This is a genomic window from Xanthomonas sp. WHRI 10207, from assembly GCF_040202975.1.
Classification (GTDB): Bacteria; Pseudomonadota; Gammaproteobacteria; order Xanthomonadales; family Xanthomonadaceae; genus Xanthomonas.
Genome location: NZ_JBEGDX010000003.1, coordinates 872,946 through 898,404, shown reverse-complemented (window position 1 = coordinate 898,404; position 25,459 = coordinate 872,946). Strand labels below are relative to the sequence as shown.

The following is a 25,459-nucleotide window of genomic DNA, read 5'->3' as shown; positions in this document are numbered from 1 at the left end:
CCAAAGAGCTTACATGGACGTACTTGCAGCGTGTCCCGCGATGGTGGGCGGGCAAGGGCCCTGCAGCGAACCCGCAGACCAGACGCCTTGCGCATCATCCATCCGCAGCAATCGCTTGCAGACGCCAGGATCTACGCGATAACAACCCCACCAGGCACCACACCCAAGCAAAACGCGACAGCGCACGCCGCAAGTTGTTTCGACGCAAGCACCGCATCGGGCATCATGGAGCGATGAAGATCTATCTCGTTGGCGGCGCAGTCCGCGATGCCTTGCTTGGCCAACCCGCCGGCGACCGCGACTGGGTGGTGGTTGGCGCCGACCAGGCGCAGATGCAGGCACAGGGTTTCAAACCGGTGGGAAAGGACTTCCCGGTATTTCTGCATCCACGCAGCGGCGAGGAATATGCATTGGCCCGCACCGAGCGCAAATCCGGGCGTGGCTACCGCGGGTTCGTGGTGGATGCCGATCCGTCGGTGACGCTGGAAGAAGATCTGCTGCGCCGCGACTTCACCATCAACGCGATGGCGCGCGACGAAGACACTGGCACATTGGTCGACCCGTACGGCGGTGCCCGCGATCTGCAAGCGCGCGTGCTGCGCCACGTAGGCCCGGCCTTTGTCGAAGACCCCGTGCGCGTCTTGCGCGCGGCGCGCTTCATGGCACGGCTGGCACCACTGGGGTTCAGCATCGCACCGGACACTGCCGCACTGATGCGCGAGATGGCGGCCAGCGGAGAGCTGGACAGCCTGGTGCCCGAACGTGTGTGGCAGGAACTGCGCCGCGCGCTGACGTGCGCGCAGCCCTCTGCGTTTTTGCGCACGTTGCACGACACCGATGCCCTGCGCGTCATCCTGCCGGAAATCGATGCGCTGTATGGCGTCCCTCAACGTGCCGAATTTCATCCGGAAGTGGATACCGGCATCCATCAGGAAATGGTCAGCGACATGGCTGCGCGGCTGGCACATGGCGACGCGCTGATCGGCTTTGCCGCGTTGACCCACGACCTGGGCAAGGCGCTGACACCGCCGGACGAATGGCCGCGCCATGTGATGCACGAACAGCGCGGCGTTGCGCCGCTGCAGGCCCTGTGCGAACGGCTCAAGGTGCCGCAAGACTATCGCCAGCTCGCCGTCATCGCCTGCCGCGAGCACCTCAACGTGCATCGTCTGGCGGAACTGCGCGACCGCACGCTGCACGAGCTGCTGGTGCGCTGTGATGCATTTCGTCGACCGGAGCGCATCGCGCAACTGGCGCTGGTCTGCGAGGCCGACAAGCGCGGCAGGCTGGGCAGCGAAGACGCCGCATACCCGCAAGGCGCCGAACTCCAACGCCTGCACGCCGCCGCCCTGGCGATCAACGCACGCGACCTGGCCGCGGAAGGCTTGCAAGGCCCGCAAGTCGGCGAGGCCCTGATGAAGGCGCGCATTGCGGCGATTGCACAGGCGCGTGTATCTGGCCGAGGCGAATCCGCCAATCATGGCGGCTATTTTCAGACGTAAGTATCAGTTTTCAAACCTTCTCACGGATAGCATCGGAAAGCGGCAGCATCTGCACGCAATTACTCAAGGATCAATACATCTAGTATTCGTGCCGAAATTTCATGTTTGCCGTACCGTAAATGTCGCATCTCACTTCAAGACAAAGGATCTGCTCATGAGCGAAGAGACTGGGAACAATCTGGTGGACTATTGGCGTAATCATGCCGGCGATGACAATCCCGCCGGTCCGTTGTTCGTCAGCGGTGCCTATGCGGAGGCCGACATCGTGTGCGAGGCAGCCGCGGTCACCGAACAGTGCGGTACGATTTGTACAGGGTCAGCCACCTTCCAGTGCTGTTGAGGCGGCATGGTCTCCGGCCAGCAAGGCGGTGACTTTGGCACGTCGCTGGATTGCCTGATTTCGTCACCCCTAGAGAAACTGGCAGTCCAGCTCACCCAGGTTGTTGCACTTCAACAGGTGGAACGCGAGGCCATCCTCACTGCAACGCGTCAAGCACTGTTGGCGGTACTCCACGGCAAACTAACCCGTCTGTTGTTGCTGGAACTGAATGCCGCCCGGGTGAATGCCCGACTCGATGGCGATAGCGCTGAAGAGCGTTGGACCGCATTCCAGCAACTGACTTGCAAGCCGGATTACTGGCAGTCATTGGCCCCGCATTATCCCGGGCTGGCAGAACGCGTCGATACTTTAGTTTCACATCGCTGCGCCGCAGCGCTCATGTTTGCGAACCGATGGTGCAACGACCGGCATCTGTTGCCGCCCCTACTGCATGCCACTGGCGGTTTGCTGCTAGAAGTCACTTTCGGAGCGGGCGACAGCCATTGCGGTGGGCAGAGCGTGGTGCTGGTACGTTGCACTGGTGGTCCCCTAGTCTACAAACCTAGGTCGGTCGCAATCGATTTGGCACTTGCACAATTTGTCCAAGCGCTAGGCGAGAAAATTGCAAACAACATGCACGTACCCCACGCCATCGATTGCGGTCACTACGGCTGGGTGGAATTCGTCACTCATCGGCAAGCAGACACACCTTCCGCGCAGCGGGATTTCTATCGCGCCAGCGGCCACTGGCTGGCGGTCATGCGGTTACTTGCAGGCACCGATCTGCACGCAGGCAACCTCATCGCACATGGGTCCGCACCGACCATCATCGACTGCGAGACACTTTTTACACCGCGTCTGCCTGCCCCTGCGTCAGGTCTTGGCGAAGCGGCGGATCGTGTTGCCGCCACCATCGCAGGCACCGCTGCCAACATCGGGATGCTGCCTAGCCGCGCCACCGGGCTTGGATGGCGTGGTGCGGATCATTCTGCACTGGGCTCAATACCCGGCCAACAGCCAGAGATAGCACGACCTGAAATGATCGATGCAGGCACGGACAAGGCACGCATCGGGCTTGGCGAGACACACGGAACGCTTGAGACACAGAATCTCCCGAATGCGCGCCCTGAGCTTGCACGCTATTGGCCGGACGTGTTGGCTGGCTTTGGTGAAATGACGCAGCTACTTCAAGAAATGGATACCCGTGCTGCATTAGGACCGCATTTGGAAGGATTCGCGGGCTGCGTCGTTCGCTTCGTCGCGCGGCCGACCGAAACCTATGCAGAAATCGGCCGCATGCTTTGGCATCCAGTGTCGCTGCATAATCCCGAGCAGGCACGCCAGCGTGCCTATTCATTGATGCTGCGCATGGCCGAAAATGTGGGATCTGTGCCCAAGGATTCAGATGTCCTCAACGCCGAGATCGACGATCTGCTAAGCGGTGACATCCCGTACTTCTCCGCGACTACCGACGATGGCTGCCTAGCAGGCCCAGGAAATACCCGCTGGAAGATCGCTGATAACCTGATCGCCAACGCACTGGCCGATTGGCGCAATGCCGACATCGCACTTGAGCGTGAAGTGATCCAGGCGTCGCTCATCAGTGCATTCGTCAACGATGGTTGGATGCCGGAAGACCGCTCGTTATTGCCCGCGGTACCTCAACAGGAAGACGCCGAGCAAAGGCGGCGGCAGCAACTCTGCGTGCTCATGCGTCAACTGGTCGGAAATGCGGTCATCGGCAAGGACGGCAGCATTGCATGGCTGGCACCGGTACTGGCAGCCAACGGCTGGTCGGTGCAGCCGCTCGGACCAGACGTTTACAACGGTATTGCCGGCATGGCGATGTTGCTCGCGGCCTACCGCAGGGAATCTGCCGAAGGCCGTGCCGATCCGGTCGATGGCATCGAGCACTGCCTGCAAGCGTGCATCACCACGATGATTATGGGTGATGCAAAACGGAGCCGGCTCATGCGCGATGGAATCCGCTTCCGCCCACTGCCGCCTGGCGGCTACATCGGACTGGGGTCGCAGCTTTGGGCATATCTAGTGCTTTTGGATTTCGGTATCGAAGCGGCCCTGGACCATGCGATAGCGCTTGCGCAGGAGCTTCCGGATGCAGCACAGGCCGACCAGGTCTTCGATATCCTGACCGGCTGCGCCGGTGCGATCGTTCCAATGCTTGCGTTGGCCAGACATACCCAAGACCAGCGTCATCTTGAAACGGCCGTATTGCTCGGCAACCGAATATGCGAAGCGGGAACGCGCGATGGTGAAGCCATGCACTGGGTCCACACCCGTTGGCCCGAAGGTGTCGGCGGCTTCGCCCATGGTGTAACAGGAATCGGCTGGGCGCTGACCAAGCTTGCACGAGCCACCGGGTGCCAGCTGTATACCGAATGCGCGCAGGCGGCGTTCGCCTTCGAGGATGGCCTCTACGACCATGCGCATCGCAACTGGCGCGATCTACGTATGCTTGCGGGAAATCCAACCGCCGCTGCGTGGTGTCACGGTGCGGTAGGAATCGGCCTTGCACACGCAGACCTTGATCCACAGTTGACACATACGCGGACCCGCGAAGTCCTGCGCATCGCCACTGACGCAACACGCCGCCAAGGGCTGGGATGGAATCACTGCGCCTGCCACGGTGATCTTGGCGCATGGGAATTATTCGATACAGCCGCGCGTCTGCAACCGGCGAAACACTGCAAAATGGCGACCGAGTTACTGGGCAGCGTGCTGACCAGTATTGAAGAACATGGCGCATGCTGCGGACTACTTCGCGACACCCTATCCCCCGGCTTGATGCCTGGCCTGGGTGGAATCGCCTATCAGTTGCTCAGGGCGCATCCGCAGCATCGCGTGCCATCGATTCTGCTACAGGGAGGACTGGGGATTTAACGTCTATGGCACACGATCCCGGACAGATTCAGAGCCCCTACTGGCGTATCGCAGATGACGCTTCCTCCCAGGACTTGGGAGCGATCCTAGTGCGACTCACCAGAGCGATCGGACCCGTCGTTGGTATCGCTCGCCAAGCTGCGCCAACTGCCATGCGTCTGCTTGTCGCCAGCCAGCTGTTGTCGGCAGCAGCTTCGGTATGGGGATTGCTACTGCTCAGACAGGTGTTGACGGTACTGCTCTCTGGCGTTTCTGCAGCAGATTGGGGTGCGCAGCTCCTGCCTGTCGGTGCCTTATTGCTGCTCGCGCATTTGCTAAAAGTCGGTGCACACGCCGCCAGTCTGTCCGCACAAGCGCAGTTGGTGCCCAAGGTACGGCACCTGGCTGACGACCAGATTCTGGCTGCAAGCCTGTCTATTGATCTGGCCGCATTCGACGATCCTCATTTTTTCGATCGTATGCAACGCGCGCGCGACCGCGGCGCGCTGCATATCGAGCGTGTGACCGTCTGCTTGTCGGAAGCGTTGTCGGCGCTACTGTCGGTTGTCGCCGCCTCGCTCGCCTTGCTGTGGCTGCATCCGCTGCTGCTTCTCGCCATGTCGATGGCCTTCATCCCGGAGGGATGGGCCGCGCTTGCCGCGGCAAGGCTGCACTATTCAGGAATGGACAAGACGATCGCGCTGACCAGGCATGCGCGGATCATCTCCGAGCTTGCCACATCGCGCGATGCAGCGGCGGAGATTCGCGCATGCCAGGCACAGGGCTATGTCCTGGATCAACATCGGCGCAGTGCGATTCCGTTACAAGAGCATTTGACTACCCAGGCAACCCTGGAAGCACGAATGCTATTGCGGGGCCGCCTGCTATCGGTAGTTGGATTGCTACTCACCTTCGGTTGCCTCGCCGCCATGCTGCATGCTGGCTGGTTGAATCTGGCGTTAGCCGGCACTGCCGTCGTCGCCATCCAGGTCACAACCAGTGCATTCGCTCAGTGCCTGCGCATGCTGCACGAGATCTCGGAACGCGCGCTCTATGTAGACGATTATCACGACTTTCTTGCATTGGCGATGGCACACCACACCATTGGTGGCAGCGTGATACCCGCCCTACAACCGAATGAGATCGTGCTGGAGGATGTCGGATTCCGCTATCCTGGAATGAGTGAACGTGTTGCACTGAACGACATCTCGTTGTGTATTCAAGCAGGACAGACGGTTGCATTGGTTGGCGAAAATGGCTCAGGAAAAACTACTTTGGCCAAGTTGATCGCAGGACTCTATAGACCAACCAGCGGCACGATCCGCTGGGATGGCTTCGAACTCCACCAACTTCAGATAGATGCGTTACGCGAACGGGTAAGTATCGTCCCGCAGCATCCACTGCGCTGGCCAGGCACCGTTCGCGAAAACGTCCGCCTAGGCCAGCCTTCACGTCACGACCCCATGGATGAAGACCTGCATCGGGCAGCCGCACGCGCTCAAGCAATTGACGTGATAGGGGAATTGCCCGGCGGCTGGAACTGCCTTTTGTCGCGTGAGTTCATTGGTGGCCATGATCTATCAAGTGGTCAATGGCAGAGACTTGCAGTAGCGCGCGGCATTTTTCGCGATGCGCCCCTGGTGATCTGGGACGAACCCACTGCACCTCTTGATGCAAAGGCCGAACATGTCGTCTTTCAGTCTTTGCGCGAACTTGGCCGCGGGCGCACCGTGGTGCTTATTACCCATCGTCTGGCCAGCGTGCGTGAAGCGGACCGGATCTTCTTCCTGAAAGAAGGCCAATTAATCGAGCAGGGCACTCACACGGAACTGATGCACTACGGCCGCGCCTATGCAGAGCTCTATCGTCTGCAGACACAACATAACGGCACCAATGGCTGAAAGCGCCGACACCGAACGAAGCGGCGGCGCTCCAGCAACCGCTCCGGCGGTAACGCTTACATCTTGAAATTCAGGCTCAGCATGAAGGAGCGGCCGTTTTTGTAGATGTAGTACGGCTGGTTCTTGTTGCCGATGTAGCTGAAGTAGGTTTCGTCCAGCAGGTTGGTGGCTTCCAGCGCCACGCGCAGCCGCTCGGTGGCCTGGTAGCCGAACGAGGCATCCACCTGGGTAAACGCATCGGTCATCTGCTGACCGTTGAGGCGACCGATCTGGGTGAAGTACTCCGAGCGCCAGCCCAGATTGACGCGCGCACTCCACTTGCCCTGCTCGTAGTACGGGCTGATGTTGTAGGCGTTGCGCGAGTTGTACGGCAGGCTGTAATCGCCGTCGGTGTTGGAATCGGAGTACGTGTAGTTGGCGACCAGACCGAAACCGTTGCCGAAGTTGTGCTGCAGATTGAGCGCCACGCCTTGCACTTTGGCGTCGCCGGCGTTGGTCGGCACCGAGGTCTGATACGTACCCGACCCACCGGTGGTGTTATTGAAGAACACGCGGTCCTGCACCGTGGTCAGAATGTAGTTGGAGATATCGCGCGAGAAGAACTCGCCGCTGAGCAGGCTGCTGTCGGAGAAGTACCACTCCACCGACGCACCGAGATTGGTCGACTCGTAAGGACTCAACCCAGGGTTGCCGGTCGACGCGGTCAACGTGGTGTCGTCGGTGGCAACGTATGGGGTCATGTTGGTGTAGCGCGGCCGCGCGATGACCTTGGAGGCGGCAAAGCGCAGCATCAAATCATCGCGTAGGTCGTAGGCGATATTGAAGGCCGGCAACCACTTGCCGTAACTGCTGAGAAAGTTCACCGGCGTGTAGCTGCCGCCCGGCGCATAGCTGAAACCATCGGTGGAATCGCGCGTATGCACGTAGCGCACGCCGATGTTGCCGCGATAGCGCTCGCCGGAGAAGTTGGCCTGCAGGAACCAGGCGCGATTCTGTTCTTCGATGCTGTAGTTGCCGGCGTAGCTGATCGGCAAACCGTCATCGCCCTCCAGGCCACCGATGTACTGACCGATGGCACCGCGATTGATGGTGGACCAGCGCTGCATGTCGGCGCTGGTCGATAACCCGCCCAGATAGCCGGACGGCGTGGTGCCCGGCGAGAAATCCGCCAGTGTGCTGCCGTCGTTCGGGGCCCAGGTGCGGCTGTACGACGATTGCCCGGTAGCATGATTGGTGAGCTTGATGCCGGTCATGATCTGCGTAAACGGGCCCCACTCCACCGCATGGTCGAAGTCCAGCTGCAGGTAACGCTCTTTGTCGTACTGCGGGCTATGGCTGGCCGAGGCGTTATTGAGCTGCATCGCCGCTGCGTTGGTGGGATCGGTGCTGTAGTCCATCACGGTGCGGCGCCCGTCGATGTTGTAGCTGTAGCCGGCAAGATTGCGGAACTGGATGCCGTAGATGCGCTCGGCACCGCCTTGCGAGCTGGTGTAACCGACCTGGCTCGATGCATTCCAGCCATCGCCATGCCAGTCGGCACGCAAGTGGATGCTGCCGGTGGTGACGTCGCTGTTACGCAGATAACCGTCGAGGAACGTGGTGGACTGATCGCCGAAGGTACCCGAGGTGGCCACGCCGTTTTCGAAGCCCAATGCCTGCGCGTCGCCAGGATTGGAACCCCAATAGCCGTAACGGCTCTGGTTGTAGTTGTCGAAACTTTCCTTGACGTACAGACCGGTCAGATTGAGCTCGAAGTCGGCGTCGGGCTTCCACTGCAGCGCTGCACTGATGCCATCGCGTTTGCGCGTCTGCTGAAACAACGCAGTGTTGATCGAGGTGGGGAACACGCCGGTGTTGTTGCCAACCACTGCAGGCGGAAACGCCGCGCCGGCCACGTTGTCGTAACCGAAGATTTCCACACCATCGCGGCGCAGCACGCGCTGGGAATGCATCACCGAGGTGAGCACACCCAGAGTTTCGTCCTGGTTCTTCCAGCTGTACAGCGCCGATGCGTTGGGCTTGCCTTCCTCGGACCGGTCGTTGTAGCCGTAGCTCACCGTGCCGGTCAGCGTATTGCGCTCCAGATCCAGCGGTTTGCGCGTATGCACGATCACCGTGCCGCCAATGGACCCTTCATCGATGCGCGCTTCCGGCGTCTTGTAGACCTCCATCAGCCCCACAACTTCTGGCGCCAGCGTGCTGTAGTTGAACGAGCGGCTGTCCGGGTCGTTGGGGTCGCCGCCCCAGCTTGTCGATGCAATAGTCTGGCCATTGAGCAACACGCGATTAAGTGCCGGGTCGGTACCAAGGATGCTGACCTTTTCGCCTTCGCCGAACTGGCGGTCCACGGTGATGCCAGACAACCGCGACAGCGACTCGGCGACGTTGGTGTCCGGGAACTTGCCGATGTCTTCTGCGCTGATCGCATCGACGATCGCATCGGCATTGCGCTTGACGTTGAGCGCCTTGCCCAGGCTGGCCTGGTAACCCACCACCTTGATTTCGTCCAGGGTGGAGACCGACGGGTTGGCTGGCGCCTGTTCTTGCGATGGCGCAGCGACGGGCTGTTGTTGTGCGGGCGCAGGTTCGGATTGTTGCTGCGCAGAAGCGGGAAGCGCCAGTACACCGCTCATTGCGGCGCCACCAATCAGCAAGCCGCGCACCGCCGCGCTCAATCGCGCGCGTTGCGGCCAATGCCTGGCTGCAGCAGTACTCAAGGAAGCGCTACGCGACTGCGCTGAATTGGCTTCAACAGCTTTCAAAAAACGCGAGTTGGAAGGGGCCTGCGACGCTGCGCAGAGATGATGGCGCACGTGGATTGGCTGCGCGGCGGGTTGGCTTGTTGCGGAAACAGACACCGGGAACAGACGGGGAAACAGCATTACATTGACCTCGTGGCAGATACGTCAGGTCGCAACCGATGGGTTGCACTAAAGCGCGCTGCGCGCGCCATGCTGCGGTCCGTCCCCTGTGCCGGATCGCGAGCGGCGATCCGCGCGGCTCGATACAGCGCACGGATCGAAAGGCCAGGCCGATGCACGGCTGGCCACAGTGATGTGATCGAGTGAAACAGGCTCCTGTTCGCTGACAACGTTATCAGCGAAGGTGCCTTCCGCAAGTTGCACTGTCAACCCGACATCAGAATTGCTTGGTTTTGTGCGGAATGCGCTATTTCTGCTGCCGATTACGGAATGACAGCGTGATCGCTATCGCAGTCTGGGCATCAACCGATGCAGACCAATGCGCCCGCGAGCCGACGCTAAAAGGCTGCGCAACGAAATGATGCAATGCAGAGTGCTGCGTTGGTGCAGTTGAAGTAAGCGCATCGTTACTGATGCAACGCACGTGATCTGTGCTCGCGCGCAGGCACGGTGTTGCGCGATGGGAAGAGCGATCTCTGCGACATGACGACACGCCCACTCCAATACGGCATCGGCTTCGTTAGCCGCACTGTGGCCAGAAGGTGTCATCCCTGCCCGCACGCCATACTTCGTATAGAACATAGCAACGCGATCAAAAACGACGCGTTGCGTGTCTCACTCAAGCTCTACGCATCGCTGGGTGCGCAACCACTGCGCCGCCGCGTCGATGGCATCGTCCTGCAGCGCAAGCACGACATCCGGATGCAGTGCGCCGTCCAGTTGCCGTGCATTGCGGTCTTGCGTGGCACTGCTGGCAATGGCAAGCACGCCACCACCGGGCAGATCGACCGCGCGATTGCTGGTGGTCTGCCCCGCACTCGGCTGGCCGAAACTGCGCGTTGCCGGGCGGCCACGCATCGCGATGGCGACCATCTCGCCCGAGCTTGCCGTGTGTGGCCCGATCAGGACGGCCACCGCGCGCTCGGTTTGCGACGCATGCGCACCGGCAGCTGGCCGCGCATGCCAGGGTGTCTGCCTGCCCGTTGAGTCGACGAAGTACCCGAGCAACTGGTCACCCAGCAACGGTTGCAGCCCGTTGACCATCGGCCACATCGTGCCGCCGGTGTTCTGTCGCAGATCCACGATCCATCCGCAGCGCGCCTGCGATGCCTTGCTATCCAGCGCGGCGGCAAGGGCGCGTTGATAGGCGCCCCTGACATCACTGGACGAGGTCATCAGGCCGGTCACCTCAACATAGCCCACATCCGGCTGCAGCAAGCGTGCCTGCACTGCGGGTCGCTCGGCGGCGCGCGCCTCCATCTGGCGCAGCGCGGTGGGGCGTATCAGGAAGCTGTGGCCGTCAGCGAGCTCGGCGATCAGCGCGTCAATGGCGGCATACGCGTCAGCTTCGCGCATGCTTGCGGCCTGTGCGCGCAGCTGTGGCTCGCGGGTGGCCCAGTCGATCCGGGTGCGCTGCAATGCGTGGTCACGGATGGCCGGGATGGCGATATCGAAAATCGCGGACGCCGATGCGGCATCAACGGTGGCTTGCGCCATCAGCCGCAAGCCGGTCACCTCGACCGCACCATCCCCTTCCAGCACCACGCCGACTGCCAATCGACTTGCTTCAGAGGGAATCTGCATCGCAATGCGACGGTGTGCCTGAGCACTGCCACTCACCCGATCAGCCTGCGAGGTTTCAAATGCCAGGACCTTGCCCTGCGCATCGACTGCGCGCATCCACAGGTTTGCACCCTGCATCGCTCGGGAGGCGTGGAGAAGGCCGTCCAGCGCCAGCGACTGACCACGCAGCGGGACGGCATCAAGTTGCACAGCGACTGCACCAAACGCAGCCGTGCGCTTGGCGCCAGCGGTCAGACGTAGCCGTGCGCCCTCGGGCGTCTGCACATCCCCGTGGGCCGCATCCAGCTGATAATCCGCCCCGCCGGCGACCAGTTGCCAACTGGCTGCCGCTGCAGCTGCAGCTGGGTGCGCGACGAACAGCAAACAAACCGCCAACCACCACCGCTTCCATGCGTTTCTCATCGGCAACACCGTAGTCCCTGAGTCAGCCGCGAGTCTAGCAGCGGCCCCTTGCCCGCTCACACCGCAGTGCCACGTCCGCATCGGCGACGATGACGCATCTGCTGCGCCGCCAAAGGCGGAGCTACAACCAGACGTTCCGGACTGGCCGCATGGAAGGGATCACAACCTAACTGTCACGAGAGCGACTGGTCCACGCGATGCTTGCGACAAGCATGCCGCTGCAAACCTCGGCATTGCAGCCGGATAAGTGACACGTCGCGGCCATCTGCGATCCCATCGGCTGCACTTACCTCATAGCACGCCGCACCAAATGTGCTGACGCCCTCAGTCGCGCTGCCCGCCAACCCAGGTGCCCAGCACTTGCACGTTCGTATCCACCAGCACCAGGTCGGCCTGGTAGCCGGGTGCGATGCGTCCCAGGCGGTCGCCCAGGCCGATGCATTGCGCGGGGTAAGTGGAGGCCATACGTGCGGCTTCGGCCAGATCCACGCCCAGCCACTGCACGCTGTTGCGCACCGCGGTGGCCATGTCCAGGGCGGAGCCGGCGAGTGCGCCGTCGGCGTTGCGCACCACGCCATCCACGGCGGTGATGGTTTCGCCGTACAGATCGAAGCTGGGGCTGTCGGCGCCGACCATCGGCATGGCGTCGGTGACCAGCAGCACCTTGCCACGCGGTTTGGCTGCCAGCACCACGCGCAGGCTGGCCGGGTGCACGTGCACGCCATCGACGATGACGCCGCACCACACCTGCGGGTCTTCCAGTGCGGCACCGACGGCGTTGGGCTCGCGACCGGCCAGTTGCGACATGGCGTTGTAGACGTGCGTAAAGCCGCTCACGCCGGCAGCAATGCCATCGCGCGCCTGCTCGTAAGTGGCCGCAGTGTGGCCGGCGAATACGATCGCACCACCGGCCACGAACGCGCGGATGTCATCCAGCGGCACGCGCTCGGGCGCGAGCGTGATCAGGGTGACGCCATTGTCCAGAGAGGTGTCGACGGCAATTTCGTGCGCGTCCGGCAAACGAAACTTGTGCGCGTCGTGGGTACCCTTGCGCGCGGGGCTCAGGTAGGGGCCTTCCAGATGGATGCCGAGCACGCCGGGCACGCCTTGTGCGATGGCCGCGCGGGTGGCGTCAATCGCTTCGGCCATCACCTGCGCGGTATCGCTGATCAGCGTCGGCAGCATGCCGGTGGTGCCGAAGCGGCGATGCGCCGCGGCAATCGTGGCCAGTGCCTGCGGGTCGCGTGCGTTGTTGAACAACACCCCGCCGCCGCCATTGACCTGGATGTCGATGAAGCCCGGCAACAAGGTGGCGCCGCCCAACTCCACGCGCGTGTGCGCCTGTGCAACGCGCACGTCGTCGGCCGGCACGACCGCCTGGATCAGCGCACCGTCCAGCAGTACGACCAGACCCTCTTGCAGGCCGTCATCGGTGAGTACGCGTGCGTTGCACAATGCCTGAGTGCGGGAAGCATCCATGTTCAAACGGTTTCCGTAACCTTGTTCAAATGCGGCGGTAAATCAGGATTGTGGCCACGCTGCAGCGCCAGCGCATTGATGGCGCGATAGAAGCTCTGCACGGTCAGCAGCGGCGCGCACGCCGGGTGCGCGGCATCGGCAAGCGGCAGATCGCCATCGGGCGCAGCCAGCCACACCTGCGCGCCACGCGCACGGAATTCTTCGGCCAGTGCACGCGTGCCGGCGCCGGTTTCGTCGGGCTGCGCGAAGACCAGCACCGGAAAGCCCGGGCCGACCAAGGCCATCGGCCCGTGTTTGACCTCGGCCGAGCTATAGGCTTCGGCATGCAGGCCGCAGGTTTCCTTGAACTTCAATGCCGCTTCCTGTGCCGCGCCCAAGCCCAGGCCGCGACCGAGCACGAACAGATTATGTGCAGGCGTCAAACCGGTGGTCAGTGCAGACCAGTCCGCCTGCCAGGCGCTGCGCAGTTGTTGCGGCAACGCGTCCACTGCGGCAAGCAGGGCCGGGTCGTTCTTCCACACTGCGCCCAGGTGCAGCACTGCAGCGAGCGAGGCGAGGTAGCTTTTGGTGGCGGCGACGCTTTTTTCTGGGCCGGCACCGAGCGGAATCACCACATCGGCCAGCTGCGCCAGCGGCGAATCTTCCACATTGACCAGAGCGACCACGCGCGCACCGGCGGCCTTGGCGGCTTCGGCATTGCGCAGCAGGTCGGGGCTTTTGCCCGATTGCGAAATCACGATATACAGCGCGCCACGCAGTTGCAGCGGCGCGGCGTACACCGAGCCCACCGATGGCGATGCCGAGGCAGTGACGATGCCCAGCTGCGTCTCGAACAGATACTTGGCATATGTCGCGGCGTGATCGGAGCTACCGCGCGCGCAGGTCACCACGAACGGCGGCGGGTTGTCGCGCAACGACTGCGCAAGCGCAGCGATGGTGTCGGCGTTACGCGCGAACTGTGCGGCGACCACGTCGGCGGTTTGCGCCGCCTCGCGGAACATCAAGGTGTCGGTTTCCTGGGGGAGAGTCATCGGTACTCAGGCGGATTCGGGGGGAAGGGATTTGGCGGCCGGTGTCTGCGCCGGTGCGGTGGAACCGCGCACCACCAGCTGTGGTACGAAGCCGCGGTTCTGCAATTGCGCCGGCTGGTCGTCGTAGGCATCGCTGCGCAGCTGGCTGATCAACAAACGTGCGGCGTGCCGCGCGATGTCTTCGGTGGCCTGCTTTGCGGTGGTCAACGCAGGCCAGGACTGCCGCGAAAACGGGCTGTCTTCGAAGCCGGCGATCGACAACTGATACGGCACATTCATGCCGGTGGACTTGGCCGCGGCCAGCACGCCGGCGGCGATTTCGTCGTTGCTGCCGAAGATCGCAGTGGGCGGCTCGCGCAGCGACAGCAACCGGCGCGCACCACGGAAGCCATCGTCGAAGGTGTAATCGCCGGGAATCACCAGATGCTTGTCCAGCGGAATGCCGTAGTCCTTCAACGCCGCTTCGTAGCCGGCGTAGCGCTCGCCGCTGGAGCGATGCTGCGGGCCGCCCCACAAGAAACCGATGCGTTGATGACCGAGCTGGATCAGATGCTCGGTGATTTCATAAGCGGCATCGCGGTCGTCGATATACACGCACGGGCCGTCGCCGGGATCTTCGGTGGAGGCGATGATGCGCACGCTCTTGATGCCGCGCGCGGCCAGGCCGGCGAGCAGTTCGGGGCGTTCGGACATCGGCGCGGTCAACACCACCCCGGCAAGACGCGAGCGCTGCACCCATTCGGCCAGTTCTTCGGCCAGCAACGGCGAAGTGGAATCGCAGGGATGGATCTGCAGGCCAAAGCCGGTTTCGCGGCAGGCGGCCAGCACGCCGTTCTGGATGCCGATGATGTGATACGGGTTGGGGTTGTCGTAGACCAGCCCGATCACGAATGGCGTGCCGCTACGCAGATTGCGTGCGGACGGATCGGGTTCGTAATCGAGATCGGCGATGGCGCGCAGCACGCGCGCACGCGTGGCCTGCATTACCGAGGGCTCGTTGTTGATCACCCGCGACACGGTCTTCAACGAGACCTTGGCGCGCTCGGCGACGTCTTTGATAGTGGGCCTGCGCATGGAAGTGCCTTGTTCGTCGGAACGCATCATGCCGCGTCGCTCACTTGGCATGGGCCGGCAGGCCCACGCGATGACCGCGCAGCGAATAAAACAGGATGTACAGATAGCACGGCACCATCAGCGCAGCGAACACGACCTGGAAGTCGTAATGCTGCTTGAGAATGGCGAACAGCTGCGGAATGATCGCGCCGCCGGCAATGCCCATCACCAGCAGCGCCGAGCCGATCTCGGTAAAGCGGCCGAGCCCGCGAATGGCCAGCGGAAAGATCGCCGGCCACATCATGGCGTTGGCAAATCCAAGTGCGGCCACGAAGGCCACCGACACGTAGCCATGGGTGAACAACGCACCCAGTGAGAACACCACGCCCAGCACCGCCGAGATGCTCAGGTAACGCGCCTGCGAAATGACCGCCGGGATCAACACCAGGCCGGCGATGTAGCCCAGCAGCATCGCGCCCAGCGTGTAGGAGGTGAACAGCTTGGTGCTGTCCAGCGGCAGGTTGAAGCCATGCCCGTAGGTGCCGATGGCATCGCCGGCCATCACTTCCACGCCCACATAGACGAACAGGCACAGTACGCCCAGCCACAGATGCGGGAACTGGAAGATGCTGGATTTCTGCACGCCGGCAGCGCCGGGCGTTGCGTTGGCTTCGGAGGCCTTGAGCTCCGGCAACGGCGAGAACAGCACGCCGATGGCCAGCACCAACAGCACGCCGGACATCACCAGATACGGTGCGTGGATCTTGGCGGCAAACGCAGTGAGCAAGGTCTCCTTGGTCGCGGCATCGGCGCTGGCCACCTGTGCGGACAGATCGCCGATCCCGTGCAGCACCAGCGAGCCGATCAGGATCGGCGCCAGGATGCCGGCGATCTTGTTGCAGATGCCCATCAGCGCGATGCGGCGTGCGGCGCTTTCGATCGGCCCCAGGATGCTGATGTATGGGTTGATCGCAGTCTGCAGCAAGGCCAGGCCGCTACCGATCACGAACAGCCCGCCCAATGCGCCCGGATACCAGCGCTGCGTGGCGAACTGGCCGAATGCGGCCGCGCCCACCGCCATCACCACCAGGCTCAAGGCCAGGCCTTTCTTCATGCCGGTGCGCTTGAGAATCCACGACGACGGCAGCGCCAGAAAGAAGTACGACAGGTAGAACACCATCAGCACCAGGAACGCGTTGACCTCGTTGAGGTCGAACGCCAGCCGCACGAAGGTGATCAGCGGCCCGTTGATCCAGGTAAAAAAGCCGATGATGAAAAACAGCACGCCGACGATGGCGATCGAGACAACGGGATTTGCGGGCCTGGCGGTAGTCATGGATCGGCTGGCTCTGAGGTTGTCGTAAGGAATGCCGTTGGCGTCAGCGGCGCAGTTCGGCGACGAAGTCGTAGAAGTCGTTATGGCAATAGGTATCGGTCAATTCGATTGCGCTGCCGTCGCGGGTGTAGCCCACGCGCACCACGTGCAAAATCGCCTCACCGGTTTTCATGCGCAGATGTTCGGCCAGACGCGCCGGCAGATTGATCGCGCGGAAGTACTGCAATGCGCGAACCACCGGGGTGCCCTGCGCATCCAGATAGCTGTAGAGCGAATCGCCCACCTGCTGCGGGTCGGCGACGATACGCTGCGGCAACACCGCATGCTCGTAGGCCATGACGCGGTCGTCGGCGCTGCGCAGGCGCGTCAGCGAGGCCACCGCCGCATCCGGCGACAAGCCCAGCCGCAGGATTTCTTCGCCATGCGCCGGGCGCAGACGCCGCTCCAGCCAGCGCGTGCCGGGCTCATAGCCCTTGATGCGCAGCGTTTCGCTGAAGCTGGTCAGACCACTGAGTTGGTGCTGGATCTGGGTGGTGACGAAGGTGCCGGCCCCCTGGCGACGCGAGACCAGGCCTTGTTCGACCAGCACATCGACCGCCTGCCGCAGGGTGACCCGCGAGATCTGCAGGCGCTCGCACAACTGGCGCTCGGCCGGCAGCGCTTCGCCGGCCTTCCACTGACCGCCACGGATGGCATCGGTGAGCTTGCCGGCCAGCTGCAGATACAGCGGGGTTGGCGCGGACGCGTCCAGGTGCAGGTCGTCCAGTCGCTTGTCGGCGTCCGCCTTGGCCTTGACCATCGTTAGTCCCGCCCGCCCGAATTCGATAGGTCCAATATAGTACCAATCGACGGCGACGCACCAGCCCTGTGCTGTGTCGGCGCGAGTGGACTGGTCTGGCGGGCGTTGGGGTGGCCTGCCGGTGTATCTGCGGATTGGACGATGAATGTCGGCGCAGCGAGGACTGGTGCGCATCGGACGGGGCGTCCTATCGGCAGCGGCCCTGGCAAGGCGCGGTGGCGACCGGCCGATCTGTGGCCGGGTAGATCAGACCAATTTCGCCCGTGCCGAGGTCGGCAGCCGACCAGTTCCGTTGCGCAGGTCGAAGCATTGGGCCATGCCCAACTGCAGTAACCCGGCCCAACGGCAAAGGCGTCAGGCATCTGCGCTACAGCTGCCCCTGATCGACACGCACCAGCCAACGCTCCGGCGTCTGGACGAAGCCGAGCAGTTGCAGGCCCAACTGCAGCGCGCTGTCGTTGCCGGGCTCGACCTGGGTGCGCCACTGCCAGCGGCCATCGTGCTGCAGGCGCAGCTCGGCGCTGAGGTTGACGCCTTCGGGCAGGCCGCCATCGGGCGCCAGTGCCAGCACCACCGCATCGTCCATGCATCGCGGGCTGCCACGCAGACGTAGCGGCAGCAGCCCGGCGGCTTCGCCACCGGCGTTAGGCAGCACCTGCACGGCGACATCGCCGCCGGCCTGCGTGCAGCGTGTGGCGTCGAAAACCGCATGTACCTCGCGCAGGTCGATCGATAGGTCCAGCAAGCCCACCCCACCCGGCTTGCGCAGCAACAGGCGACCGTTGGCCTGCTGCACACCCTGCCGCGCGCCTTGCAGCGCCACCAGCTGCGCGGTGGCCGAGCGTAGCTGCACCTGGCGTTGCCCGCGCAACAAAGGCAGCGGACGCAGACGCACACCGACATCGCCCACGTCCATGCTGGTCCAGGTCACGCCACGCAGGGTGCCATTCCAGATCGAGCCCTGCGCTTCCAGCGCGGCAAACGGCAGCGTGTCGATCGGCAGCACCCACCGCAGCGGCAAGGTGGCGATGACGCCGATGACCAGCAACACGCTGCCCAGCAGCAACCAACGCACTGCCCTCATAGCGCGATACCCGAGAACGTGCAGCGCACCTGCAGTTGCCCGTCGCGGCGGCTGATTTCAAGCGCCGAAGGCGTCAGACCGTGGCGCTGGCGCAGCTGTTCCAGCCAGGCGAACAAGACGGGGCTGGTGACGGTGTCGATCTGCAAGGCAAGTGTTCCCGTAGGACTGCGCTGTTGGTGGGTGATGGTGATAGTCGCATCGCGCGCGCTTTGCGCAATGCGCGCCAGCGGAATGGCGGCCGCGGTACTGCCGGCTTGCGATGCACGCGCAATGAGCAGCGCCTCCGCAGCATGGTCATAGCGTGCCTGCGCGCTGCTGCGCCAGTGCCGTAGCGGCACCAGCAGCGCGTACCAGCCGATGAATGCAGCGATGGCGACCATCATGACCGACAGCATGAGGCGCTCGCGTGGTGCGCGGGTCTGCCACCACACCGGCATGCGTTGCAGCGTGCTCATTGCGGCGGCTCCAGTTCCAATGCGGTGGCGAGTCTGTCGTCGCGGGGCTGGCCTGCGCCTGCGCGCACCTGCCAACCGGCGCGACTGAGCTGGGCGGAGAAGTGTTCCAGTTGCGCGGCGTCGTTGTGTAGCAAGGTGACACGCAGCGGACCCTGTTGCTGGTAAGCGAGCGCGTCCAGTTCTGCTCCCGGCACTGCTTCGACTGCAGCGAACAGTGCGGCCAGTTGCGGTGCGAATGCATTCTGCGAGGCGGCGGTTTGCCGGGCTGTGTCTGCACCGGGCGTCATGACATTCTTGCCCATCAACTGTGCGCTGCGCCGCTGCAGGAGCTGCGCGCCGATCTCGTAACGCAGGCTCTGCGCCACCAGCAGAAGCACAGGCGACAGCACCAGCAGCGCAAGCAACCACGCAAGCGTGCGTGCGCTCAGCTGTGCACGCTGGCGCGTTGGCGCGGCGAAGCCTTGCTGGCGCAGATTGATCGGCGCGCTGGCGGCATGCCGCGCAAACTGCGCGATGGCGTGCGTTGGATCCGGATCCGGCGGCAGTGCCGGTGCGACCGGGAGTGCTGCGATCAGCACCTGCGCAAGCTGCGGCTCCAGGCTGCAGGCGATGCGTGTACCACGCACCACCCAGCGGCCATCCCAGTGCAGCAGCGTCGGCGGTTGATCCGCCGCCGCGTCTGGCAGCAGCAGACAGTCGGGCACCACGGCATCGGGCACGATACCCAGGGCTGCTGCACGGTCTAGCCACTGTCGCATCACCAACGCATCCACTGCGGCGACCAAGCGCATGCCATCGCTCTCTGCGTGGTCGGCGATCACCACATGCAGCGCCTGCGCATCGCCCGCCAGATGCTCGGCCAGCTGCAGCCGCGCCGCAGCCAGCGATTGCGCGACGCTGCGCCCAGGCAAGGCCATCCAGCGCAGATGCACATCCACGCCTGGCACCACCAGCACCGTCTGCGTTGTTTGCGCGGGGCGCTCATTCAACGCGTCCTGTGCCAGCACATGGCCGTGTGCATCCACGCGCACGGCGATGGGCTGCGTTGTGGCATCGGCCGGCAACAACACCAGGGTGCTACTCATTCGTCGGGGCTCCATTGGCGTGCCACCAGCCGCACACGGCCAGCAGGGTCCTGTTGCAGCAATGCCTCCAGCAGGATCTGCGCACCGGCATGGTCCACCTGGCTGTAGAGGGAAAAATAGGACGTGCGTAATGCGATCTGCTGAAACACCGCGTCGGGCAATTGCGCCTGCATCAGTGTAGGTTGCTTCCAGAACGCCGCTGCATCGCTCCAACCGCCGACCGGCCGTGCGGCGATGATGCGGCGTGCCGCCGGCAATTCCACGGCGCCTTCGGTCAAGGCCACCAGCACCGGTGCATCGTCGGCGCGCAGCGTGTTGATGTTGATCGGCGACAGCCGCCCTTCGGGCAGTGCACACACATAGGGCTGCAGCTGCGCGACGAGCGCCGGCGTATAACCGGCGATGGCGCGCAGCTCGCTGACGCCAGCCAACAAGGTCGCTCCGGTGCGCAGCGGCACCGTCGCTTGCAGATAGCGGTCGTCTTCGGCACCTTGCGCGCCCGGCTGTGCATCGCTATCGATCCAGTCCACCAGCGCATCGGTCAGCGCCTGTGACTGTTGCGGCGCGATGCCCAACGCTTCCAACAAGGCCAGATACTGGTTAGCGCCATCGTCGCTGCGTTGCCATTGCTCGGGTGCGCCCATCACCACGCTATTGAGGTTGAAGCAGCCGCCGCGATCGCGCAGCCGCACGCTCACCATCCCATCGTCCAACGGGAAGGTGACCGGCTGATCGTTCCAGCCGCCCTCCAGCGTGGTGCGCAACGGGTCGCGCTTGGCCAACGCCTGCAAGCGTTGCCGCGCGACGGTTTCGCTGCCCAGCGCATACCACTGCGCCTGCGTCATCGCCTCTGCGTTACCGCTGCGGCGCAGGCCAAAGCGCAGGTCGTTCAAGACCGCCACCATCAGCAGCGTCATCACCGCCACCAGCAACAACACCGTCAGTAACGCGACGCCGCGTTGTTGCGCAGGCGCCTGCAGCGTCTTCATGCGCGTCCCTCCGGCAGCAGGAACAGCTGACGCACGCGGCCCCATTGTTCCAGATCCAGTTCCAGCGACAGCGCATCCGGCAGTGCTTCCAGCCCGCCGCTCCAGCCATCGCTCCACTGCGCGCGGTAGTGAAACGCCACCTCGGCCGAGCGCACCCCGCGCAGCAGCACTTGCGGCGCCCCGGCCGCCGCGCCATCCAGCGCCGGCCGCGCACTGCGCTCCAGGCGTCCATCGACGATGCGGTATTCGACATATTGCAGCGACGCACGCGGCGCCTGATCCGGATTGCTCCAGCCACGCCGAACAAAGCCGAACAACGGCCCTTGCGTTCCGGGCGCACGCGCAACGAACGCAGTGCGCGCGGCGCTGCCATCGCTGTTGCGGGTGCGGCGCACCGCAGCCTGTTGCAGATCGCTGCGCAGCAGGCCATGGGCCAGTTGAAGATCGCGCACCTGCTGCAGGCGTGCACGCACCGCATCGCGCTGATCGATGCTTTGCCGCATCACCACCACTGCGGCGCTGGCCACCAGCGCGAAGACCGCCAGCGCCACCAGCAGTTCGATCAAGGTGAAGCCCTGCATGCGGCGCGTATGGCTCATTGCACGCTCCGCAACATGCTCAGGCTGGCAATCTGCTGCACTTGTCCTGCGGCGCGCACGCGCACCTCGATACGCACCATGCCGGCACTTGCCGGCACCGCCTGGCGTTGCCAGTCCCAACCACGGCCGCCCAGTGTGTCCTGGCCTTGCGCAGGCGCCACTGCGGCGTTGGCCGGCGCCAGCATCGCCTCGATCGCCTGATTCTCTGCAACCAACGCGGCCAACATGCGTTCTTCCAGCACCACCGCGGTGCGCGTGCTCTCGCCCGACAGATTCAACAAGCCGACCACGGCCATGCCGAAGATGGCCAAGGCGACCATCAACTCAAGCAGCGAAAATCCGCCACAAGCGCGGTGATTATCGATGCGGCGCATCGACCTGCACCACACCGGCGGCATCCACCGTCACCTGTACCTGTTGCTGCCCATCGGCCAGCGCGATGCGTTGCGGCGTGGCCGCACCGGTCGGGTCGAAGCGAACGCTCAGCTGGGTGCCGCCAGCCGGAAACTGCGCCTGCACGCCGGCAGGCCAGCGCGTGGCGGCGAACGGCGTGTCGTCCAGTGCCACCCAACGTTGCTGCGCCTGACGACGGAATGCATAACCGCCCGCATCGATGGTCACCTCGACCATGCGCAGGCTCAGGATCGCTTCATCGCGGGCATTGGCCAGCGCGCTGGCCAGCATGTCCGCCTGATCGTGCAGATCCTGACGCGTGTCCGGCAAGGTCATCACCACCAGGGTGCTGGCAAGCGCAGTAATCACCAGCACTGCCAGCAGCTCTAGCAGGGTGAAGCCGCGCATGCGTGCGTGCGCGCTGCGTAACGACGCGCATTGCTCGCTGGGTGACGCAGTCAGCACAGCGGCACCTCAGCGCCAGTTGCCGATGTCGGCATTGTCGGCATCGCCACCTTCGGCGCCGTCGGCACCGGACGAGTAGACGTCGAAGCCGCCGTTTCGGCCCGGGCGGCGGTACTGATACGCGTGGCCCCACGGGTCTTCAGGCAACCGGCGGATGTAGCCGCCCTGCCGATAGCGCTCCGGCCGGGTCAGGCCGCTCGGCGGGTTGAGCAAGGCCTGCAAGCCCTGCTCGGTGGTCGGATAGGTCAGGTTGTCCAGGCGGTAGGTTTCCAGTGCCTGCTCCAGCACCGCGACATCGGCGCGCGCCTTTTCGACCATGGCGCGGTCCTGGCTGGGCATCACGTTGATCATCACCACGGTGGCCAGCAGGCCGATGATGACGATCACCACCATCAACTCGACCAGGGTGAAACCACGCACGCCACTGCGCGAGACAGGCGAGCCGGCGAGTGCACGACATTGGGTGGACTGCATGTGGATCTCCGAAGAAAGCGGCCGCGCTCAGCCAAGCGCGAGGGTGTTGAATTGCAGGATGGGCAACAGGATCGACAGCACGATCACCGCCACCACGCCGCCGAGCAGCACGATGATGGCCGGCTCCAGCAGGCTCATCGCCGCGGTGGTGAAGGATTCGAACTCGCGCTCCAGATAATCGGCGGCGCGTTCCAGCATCGGCGCCAGGCGTCCGCTGTTTTCCCCGCTGGACGCCATGTACAGCAGCGTGGGCGGAAACACGCCGGCGCGCTTCATCGCCGCGGCCAGGCTGCCGCCCTCGCGGATGGCGGTGACCATGCTGTCGGTGGCCAGCCGCAATGCGCGGTTGTCGACCGTGCGTGCGGCGATCATCAGGCCTTCCATCAGCGGCAGGCCGCTGTTGACCATGATCGCCAAGGTGCGCGCCATGCGCGCGGCGTGCAGGTCGCGGAGCAGCCGGCCAAGCAAGGGCGCGCGCAAGAGTGCGCGATCCGCAGCCAGCCGTAACGCCGGGCGTTTGAGCAACCGCAGCGCGGCGATGACCGCAATCACCAGCGCAACCAGTAACGGAATGCCGGCATGCAGCAGGAAGTTCGACACCGCAATCACCGCGCGCGTCAGCCATGGCAAGGCGCGGCCCATCGAATCGAACTGGTCCACCACCTTCGGCACGACGAAGGTCATCAACACGATCACCACCGCACCGGCCGTCAACGCCAACGCGGCCGGGTAGACCAAGGCGGACTGCAGCTTGCTGCGCACCTGCGCCTGTCGCTCGAGCAGATCGGCTAACCGCTCAAGCACCTGCGGCAACGCGCCAGCGCTTTCGCCTGCGGCCACCATGGCGCGATACAGCGGCGGAAATGCCTTGCCCTGGCGTGCCATCGCATCGGATAGGCGAAAGCCTTCGACCACCAAGCCATGCGTCTGGCTGGTGACGCGGCGCACGCCGCGACGTTCGGATTGCGTGCCGATGGTGCGCAAGGCTTCTTCCAACGGCGCGGTTTCCACCAGTGTCGACAGCTGGCGCGTGAACAACACCAGATCCTTGCCGCTGAAGCGTGCCGTCTGCACGGCGGTCGATGCAGCTGCTGCGGCAGCGATGCGCACCGGCACCCATTGGCGCTGCTCCAGCTGCGCGCGCGCACTGTGAACGCTGTCGGCACTGATCACGCCCTGGCGGCTGCGCCCCTGCAGATCGAGCACGGTGTAATCAAACCGCGGCATGCGCATCGTCCTGCTGGCGGGTGACGCGCAAGGCTTCTTCCAGCGTGGTGAGCCCTTGCAGCACCGCTGCGCGTGCGGCATCGCCCAACCGCGGCGCGCGTGCGAACGCGACTGCCGCCAGCGCATCTTCGTCGGCGTTGTCGCCGATCAGGCGGCGCAGCGCATCGTCCACCGCAATGGCTTCGTAAATGCCCACGCGCCCTGCATAGCCGCTGTGATGGCACACCGCGCAGCCCACCGCTGCATAGACGGTTGCACTGCCATCGTCGTTGATCGCAAGCAGGTGTCGTGCGGCTGCATCCAGTGGCCGCGGCGTGCAGCATTGCGGACACAGCCGCCGCACCAGCCGCTGCGCCAGAATCAGGCGCAGGCTCGATGCCAGCAGGAACGGTTCGATCCCCATGTCGCGCAAGCGCGTGACCGCGCCCACCGCATCGTTGGTGTGCACGGTGGACAGCACCAGGTGGCCGGTGAGGCTGGCCTGCACCGCGATCTGCGCGGTCTCGGCATCGCGGATCTCGCCGATCATCACCACGTCCGGGTCCTGCCGCAGGATGGCGCGCAAGCCGGCGGCGAAGGTCATACCCACGCGCGCGTTGACCTGGGTCTGGCCGACCCCATCGATGGCGTATTCCACCGGGTCTTCGACGGTGAGGATATTGCGCGAACCATCGTTGAGCAGGCTCAACGCGGCGTACAAGGTGGTGGTTTTGCCCGAGCCGGTGGGGCCGGTCACCAGCACGATGCCGTTGGGTACCTGCAATGCGCGCTGCACGGTGTGCATCACCGACGCGGGCATCCCCAACTGGGTCAACGACAAGCTGCCCTGCTCCTTGTCCAGGATACGCAGCACCACGCGCTCGCTGTTGCGCGTGGGCAAGGTGGACACGCGTACGTCCAACGCCTTTGCGCCCATCACCAGCGACACCCGGCCGTCCTGGGGGACACGCTTTTCGGCGATATCCAGGCGGGCCATCACCTTGACGCGCGACACCAGCAGCGGTGCGATGCGTCCGGGCAACGTAGCCGCTTCGCGCATCACTCCATCCACGCGCAGGCGCACGCGCAGTCGCGATTCGTAGGATTCCAGATGCACGTCGGACGCGCCCAGGCGTGCGGCTTCGGCAATGATGCCGTTGATCAAGCGGATGATCGGCGCATCGTCCTGGCTGTCGAGCAGATCGGCGGTGGGAATATCGTCGATCAATGCATCCAGGCTGCCATGCAGATCCAGCGCTTCGACCTGCACGCCCTGCTCCATGCCAGCATCGGCGTAGATCTCCGACACATGCCGGTCGAACACCGCCGGTGCCAGCGTGCGCACCTGCAACGGCCTGCCCAGCGCACGACGCAACTCGATCAAGGCGTGCACCTCGGCACCATCACGCAGCCCGATCTGTGCAATGTCGTCGGCGCCAAGCAGCACCACGCCATGGCGCTTGGCGAACGCATAGGAAATGCTGGCGTGCGCAGTGCTCATG

21 protein-coding genes are annotated in these 25,459 nt (G+C 64.0%); 4 read left to right on the top strand and 17 right to left on the bottom strand.

Annotation, left to right across the window (positions count from 1 at the left end; translation table 11 throughout):
• The first annotated feature begins 233 nt into the window (after nucleotides 1-233).
• From ABQU90_RS14225 to ABQU90_RS14210, 4 genes are all read left to right on the top strand, one after another.
• Nucleotides 234-1,502 (top strand): multifunctional CCA addition/repair protein, encoded by a 1,269-nt coding sequence (locus tag ABQU90_RS14225; RefSeq protein ID WP_323521590.1) that lies wholly within the window; start codon nucleotides 234-236, stop codon nucleotides 1,500-1,502.
• Between the two features lie 154 nt (nucleotides 1,503-1,656).
• The gene (locus ABQU90_RS14220) at nucleotides 1,657-1,842 is read left to right on the top strand and encodes a DUF6229 family protein (RefSeq protein WP_055850733.1); all 186 of its coding nucleotides are present in this window, start codon (nucleotides 1,657-1,659) and stop codon (nucleotides 1,840-1,842) included.
• 6 nt (nucleotides 1,843-1,848) lie between these two features.
• Complete coding sequence (locus ABQU90_RS14215; RefSeq protein WP_323521588.1) at nucleotides 1,849-4,722, top strand: type 2 lanthipeptide synthetase LanM family protein; 2,874 nt, start codon at nucleotides 1,849-1,851, stop codon at nucleotides 4,720-4,722.
• A gap of 152 nt (nucleotides 4,723-4,874) precedes the next feature.
• On the top strand, nucleotides 4,875-6,602 hold the full coding sequence (locus ABQU90_RS14210) for an ABC transporter ATP-binding protein (protein WP_323521587.1): 1,728 nt from the start codon (nucleotides 4,875-4,877) through the stop codon (nucleotides 6,600-6,602).
• 56 nt (nucleotides 6,603-6,658) lie between these two features.
• Here the strand turns inward: ABQU90_RS14210 and ABQU90_RS14205 are convergent, their stop codons facing one another.
• From ABQU90_RS14205 to gspE, 17 genes are all read right to left on the bottom strand, one after another.
• On the bottom strand, nucleotides 6,659-9,235 hold the full coding sequence (locus tag ABQU90_RS14205; protein WP_323521814.1) for a TonB-dependent receptor: 2,577 nt from the start codon (nucleotides 9,233-9,235) through the stop codon (nucleotides 6,659-6,661).
• A gap of 903 nt (nucleotides 9,236-10,138) precedes the next feature.
• A complete protein-coding gene (locus ABQU90_RS14200; RefSeq protein WP_323521585.1) occupies nucleotides 10,139-11,509 on the bottom strand; it encodes a S41 family peptidase in 1,371 nt (456 codons plus the stop codon).
• Nucleotides 11,510-11,833: 324 nt separating this feature from the next.
• Nucleotides 11,834-12,988, bottom strand: coding sequence for an N-acetylglucosamine-6-phosphate deacetylase (gene nagA, locus ABQU90_RS14195; RefSeq protein ID WP_323521584.1), 1,155 nt, complete (start codon nucleotides 12,986-12,988; stop codon nucleotides 11,834-11,836).
• Between the two features lie 2 nt (nucleotides 12,989-12,990).
• Nucleotides 12,991-14,019 carry an SIS domain-containing protein gene (locus ABQU90_RS14190; protein WP_055850722.1) on the bottom strand — a complete coding sequence of 343 codons (1,029 nt, stop codon included), beginning with the start codon at nucleotides 14,017-14,019 and terminating at the stop codon, nucleotides 12,991-12,993.
• Nucleotides 14,020-14,025: 6 nt separating this feature from the next.
• Nucleotides 14,026-15,093, bottom strand: coding sequence for a LacI family DNA-binding transcriptional regulator (locus ABQU90_RS14185; RefSeq protein WP_055851407.1), 1,068 nt, complete (start codon nucleotides 15,091-15,093; stop codon nucleotides 14,026-14,028).
• Nucleotides 15,094-15,133: 40 nt separating this feature from the next.
• A complete protein-coding gene (locus tag ABQU90_RS14180) occupies nucleotides 15,134-16,408 on the bottom strand; it encodes a sugar MFS transporter (protein ID WP_323521582.1) in 1,275 nt (424 codons plus the stop codon).
• 43 nt (nucleotides 16,409-16,451) lie between these two features.
• Entirely contained in the window at nucleotides 16,452-17,174 is a 723-nt protein-coding gene (locus tag ABQU90_RS14175; RefSeq protein WP_181113212.1) for a GntR family transcriptional regulator, read from the bottom strand.
• 400 nt (nucleotides 17,175-17,574) lie between these two features.
• Nucleotides 17,575-18,291: a type II secretion system protein N gene (gspN, locus tag ABQU90_RS14170; protein WP_323521581.1), complete on the bottom strand. Its 717-nt coding sequence runs from the start codon at nucleotides 18,289-18,291 to the stop codon at nucleotides 17,575-17,577.
• Nucleotides 18,288-18,746, bottom strand: coding sequence for a type II secretion system protein M (locus tag ABQU90_RS14165; protein WP_323521579.1), 459 nt, complete (start codon nucleotides 18,744-18,746; stop codon nucleotides 18,288-18,290). The genes gspN and ABQU90_RS14165 overlap by 4 nt, the downstream gene beginning before the upstream one ends.
• The gene (gene gspL / locus ABQU90_RS14160) at nucleotides 18,743-19,831 is read right to left on the bottom strand and encodes a type II secretion system protein GspL (protein ID WP_323521577.1); all 1,089 of its coding nucleotides are present in this window, start codon (nucleotides 19,829-19,831) and stop codon (nucleotides 18,743-18,745) included. The genes ABQU90_RS14165 and gspL overlap by 4 nt, the downstream gene beginning before the upstream one ends.
• A complete protein-coding gene (gene gspK, locus ABQU90_RS14155) occupies nucleotides 19,828-20,820 on the bottom strand; it encodes a type II secretion system minor pseudopilin GspK (RefSeq protein WP_323521575.1) in 993 nt (330 codons plus the stop codon). The genes gspL and gspK overlap by 4 nt, the downstream gene beginning before the upstream one ends.
• Nucleotides 20,817-21,419, bottom strand: coding sequence for a type II secretion system minor pseudopilin GspJ (gene gspJ / locus ABQU90_RS14150; protein ID WP_055850709.1), 603 nt, complete (start codon nucleotides 21,417-21,419; stop codon nucleotides 20,817-20,819). Before gspJ ends, gspK begins: the two co-directional genes overlap by 4 nt.
• Entirely contained in the window at nucleotides 21,416-21,793 is a 378-nt protein-coding gene (gene gspI, locus ABQU90_RS14145; protein WP_323521573.1) for a type II secretion system minor pseudopilin GspI, read from the bottom strand. The genes gspJ and gspI overlap by 4 nt, the downstream gene beginning before the upstream one ends.
• Nucleotides 21,777-22,220: a GspH/FimT family pseudopilin gene (locus ABQU90_RS14140; protein WP_316690273.1), complete on the bottom strand. Its 444-nt coding sequence runs from the start codon at nucleotides 22,218-22,220 to the stop codon at nucleotides 21,777-21,779. The genes gspI and ABQU90_RS14140 overlap by 17 nt, the downstream gene beginning before the upstream one ends.
• 66 nt (nucleotides 22,221-22,286) lie before the next feature.
• Complete coding sequence (gene gspG, locus ABQU90_RS14135) at nucleotides 22,287-22,751, bottom strand: type II secretion system major pseudopilin GspG (RefSeq protein WP_323521571.1); 465 nt, start codon at nucleotides 22,749-22,751, stop codon at nucleotides 22,287-22,289.
• 27 nt (nucleotides 22,752-22,778) lie between these two features.
• Nucleotides 22,779-23,978: a type II secretion system inner membrane protein GspF gene (gspF, locus tag ABQU90_RS14130; protein WP_323521570.1), complete on the bottom strand. Its 1,200-nt coding sequence runs from the start codon at nucleotides 23,976-23,978 to the stop codon at nucleotides 22,779-22,781.
• Complete coding sequence (gene gspE / locus ABQU90_RS14125) at nucleotides 23,965-25,458, bottom strand: type II secretion system ATPase GspE (RefSeq protein WP_323521569.1); 1,494 nt, start codon at nucleotides 25,456-25,458, stop codon at nucleotides 23,965-23,967. The genes gspF and gspE overlap by 14 nt, the downstream gene beginning before the upstream one ends.
• Nucleotide 25,459: the final 1 nt, after the last annotated feature.

Bases quoted from the DNA above. Each gene is read 5' to 3' on its own strand.
- ABQU90_RS14225 (WP_323521590.1), top strand. From the start codon at position 234: ATGAAGATCTATCTCGTTGGCGGCGCAGTCCGCGATGCCTTGCTTGGC.
- ABQU90_RS14220 (WP_055850733.1), top strand. From the start codon at position 1,657: ATGAGCGAAGAGACTGGGAACAATCTGGTGGACTATTGGCGTAATCAT.
- ABQU90_RS14215 (WP_323521588.1), top strand. From the start codon at position 1,849: ATGGTCTCCGGCCAGCAAGGCGGTGACTTTGGCACGTCGCTGGATTGC.
- ABQU90_RS14210 (WP_323521587.1), top strand. From the start codon at position 4,875: ATGCGTCTGCTTGTCGCCAGCCAGCTGTTGTCGGCAGCAGCTTCGGTA.
- ABQU90_RS14205 (WP_323521814.1), bottom strand. From the start codon at position 9,235: ATGAGCGGTGTACTGGCGCTTCCCGCTTCTGCGCAGCAACAATCCGAA.
- ABQU90_RS14200 (WP_323521585.1), bottom strand. From the start codon at position 11,509: ATGAGAAACGCATGGAAGCGGTGGTGGTTGGCGGTTTGTTTGCTGTTC.
- nagA (WP_323521584.1), bottom strand. From the start codon at position 12,988: ATGGATGCTTCCCGCACTCAGGCATTGTGCAACGCACGCGTACTCACC.
- ABQU90_RS14190 (WP_055850722.1), bottom strand. From the start codon at position 14,019: ATGACTCTCCCCCAGGAAACCGACACCTTGATGTTCCGCGAGGCGGCG.
- ABQU90_RS14185 (WP_055851407.1), bottom strand. From the start codon at position 15,093: ATGCGCAGGCCCACTATCAAAGACGTCGCCGAGCGCGCCAAGGTCTCG.
- ABQU90_RS14180 (WP_323521582.1), bottom strand. From the start codon at position 16,408: ATGACTACCGCCAGGCCCGCAAATCCCGTTGTCTCGATCGCCATCGTC.
- gspN (WP_323521581.1), bottom strand. From the start codon at position 18,291: ATGAGGGCAGTGCGTTGGTTGCTGCTGGGCAGCGTGTTGCTGGTCATC.
- ABQU90_RS14165 (WP_323521579.1), bottom strand. From the start codon at position 18,746: ATGAGCACGCTGCAACGCATGCCGGTGTGGTGGCAGACCCGCGCACCA.
- gspL (WP_323521577.1), bottom strand. From the start codon at position 19,831: ATGAGTAGCACCCTGGTGTTGTTGCCGGCCGATGCCACAACGCAGCCC.
- gspK (WP_323521575.1), bottom strand. From the start codon at position 20,820: ATGAAGACGCTGCAGGCGCCTGCGCAACAACGCGGCGTCGCGTTACTG.
- gspJ (WP_055850709.1), bottom strand. From the start codon at position 21,419: ATGAGCCATACGCGCCGCATGCAGGGCTTCACCTTGATCGAACTGCTG.
- gspI (WP_323521573.1), bottom strand. From the start codon at position 21,793: ATGCGCCGCATCGATAATCACCGCGCTTGTGGCGGATTTTCGCTGCTT.
- ABQU90_RS14140 (WP_316690273.1), bottom strand. From the start codon at position 22,220: ATGCGCGGCTTCACCCTGCTAGAGCTGCTGGCAGTGCTGGTGATTACT.
- gspG (WP_323521571.1), bottom strand. From the start codon at position 22,751: ATGCAGTCCACCCAATGTCGTGCACTCGCCGGCTCGCCTGTCTCGCGC.
- gspF (WP_323521570.1), bottom strand. From the start codon at position 23,978: ATGCCGCGGTTTGATTACACCGTGCTCGATCTGCAGGGGCGCAGCCGC.
- gspE (WP_323521569.1), bottom strand. From the start codon at position 25,458: ATGAGCACTGCGCACGCCAGCATTTCCTATGCGTTCGCCAAGCGCCAT.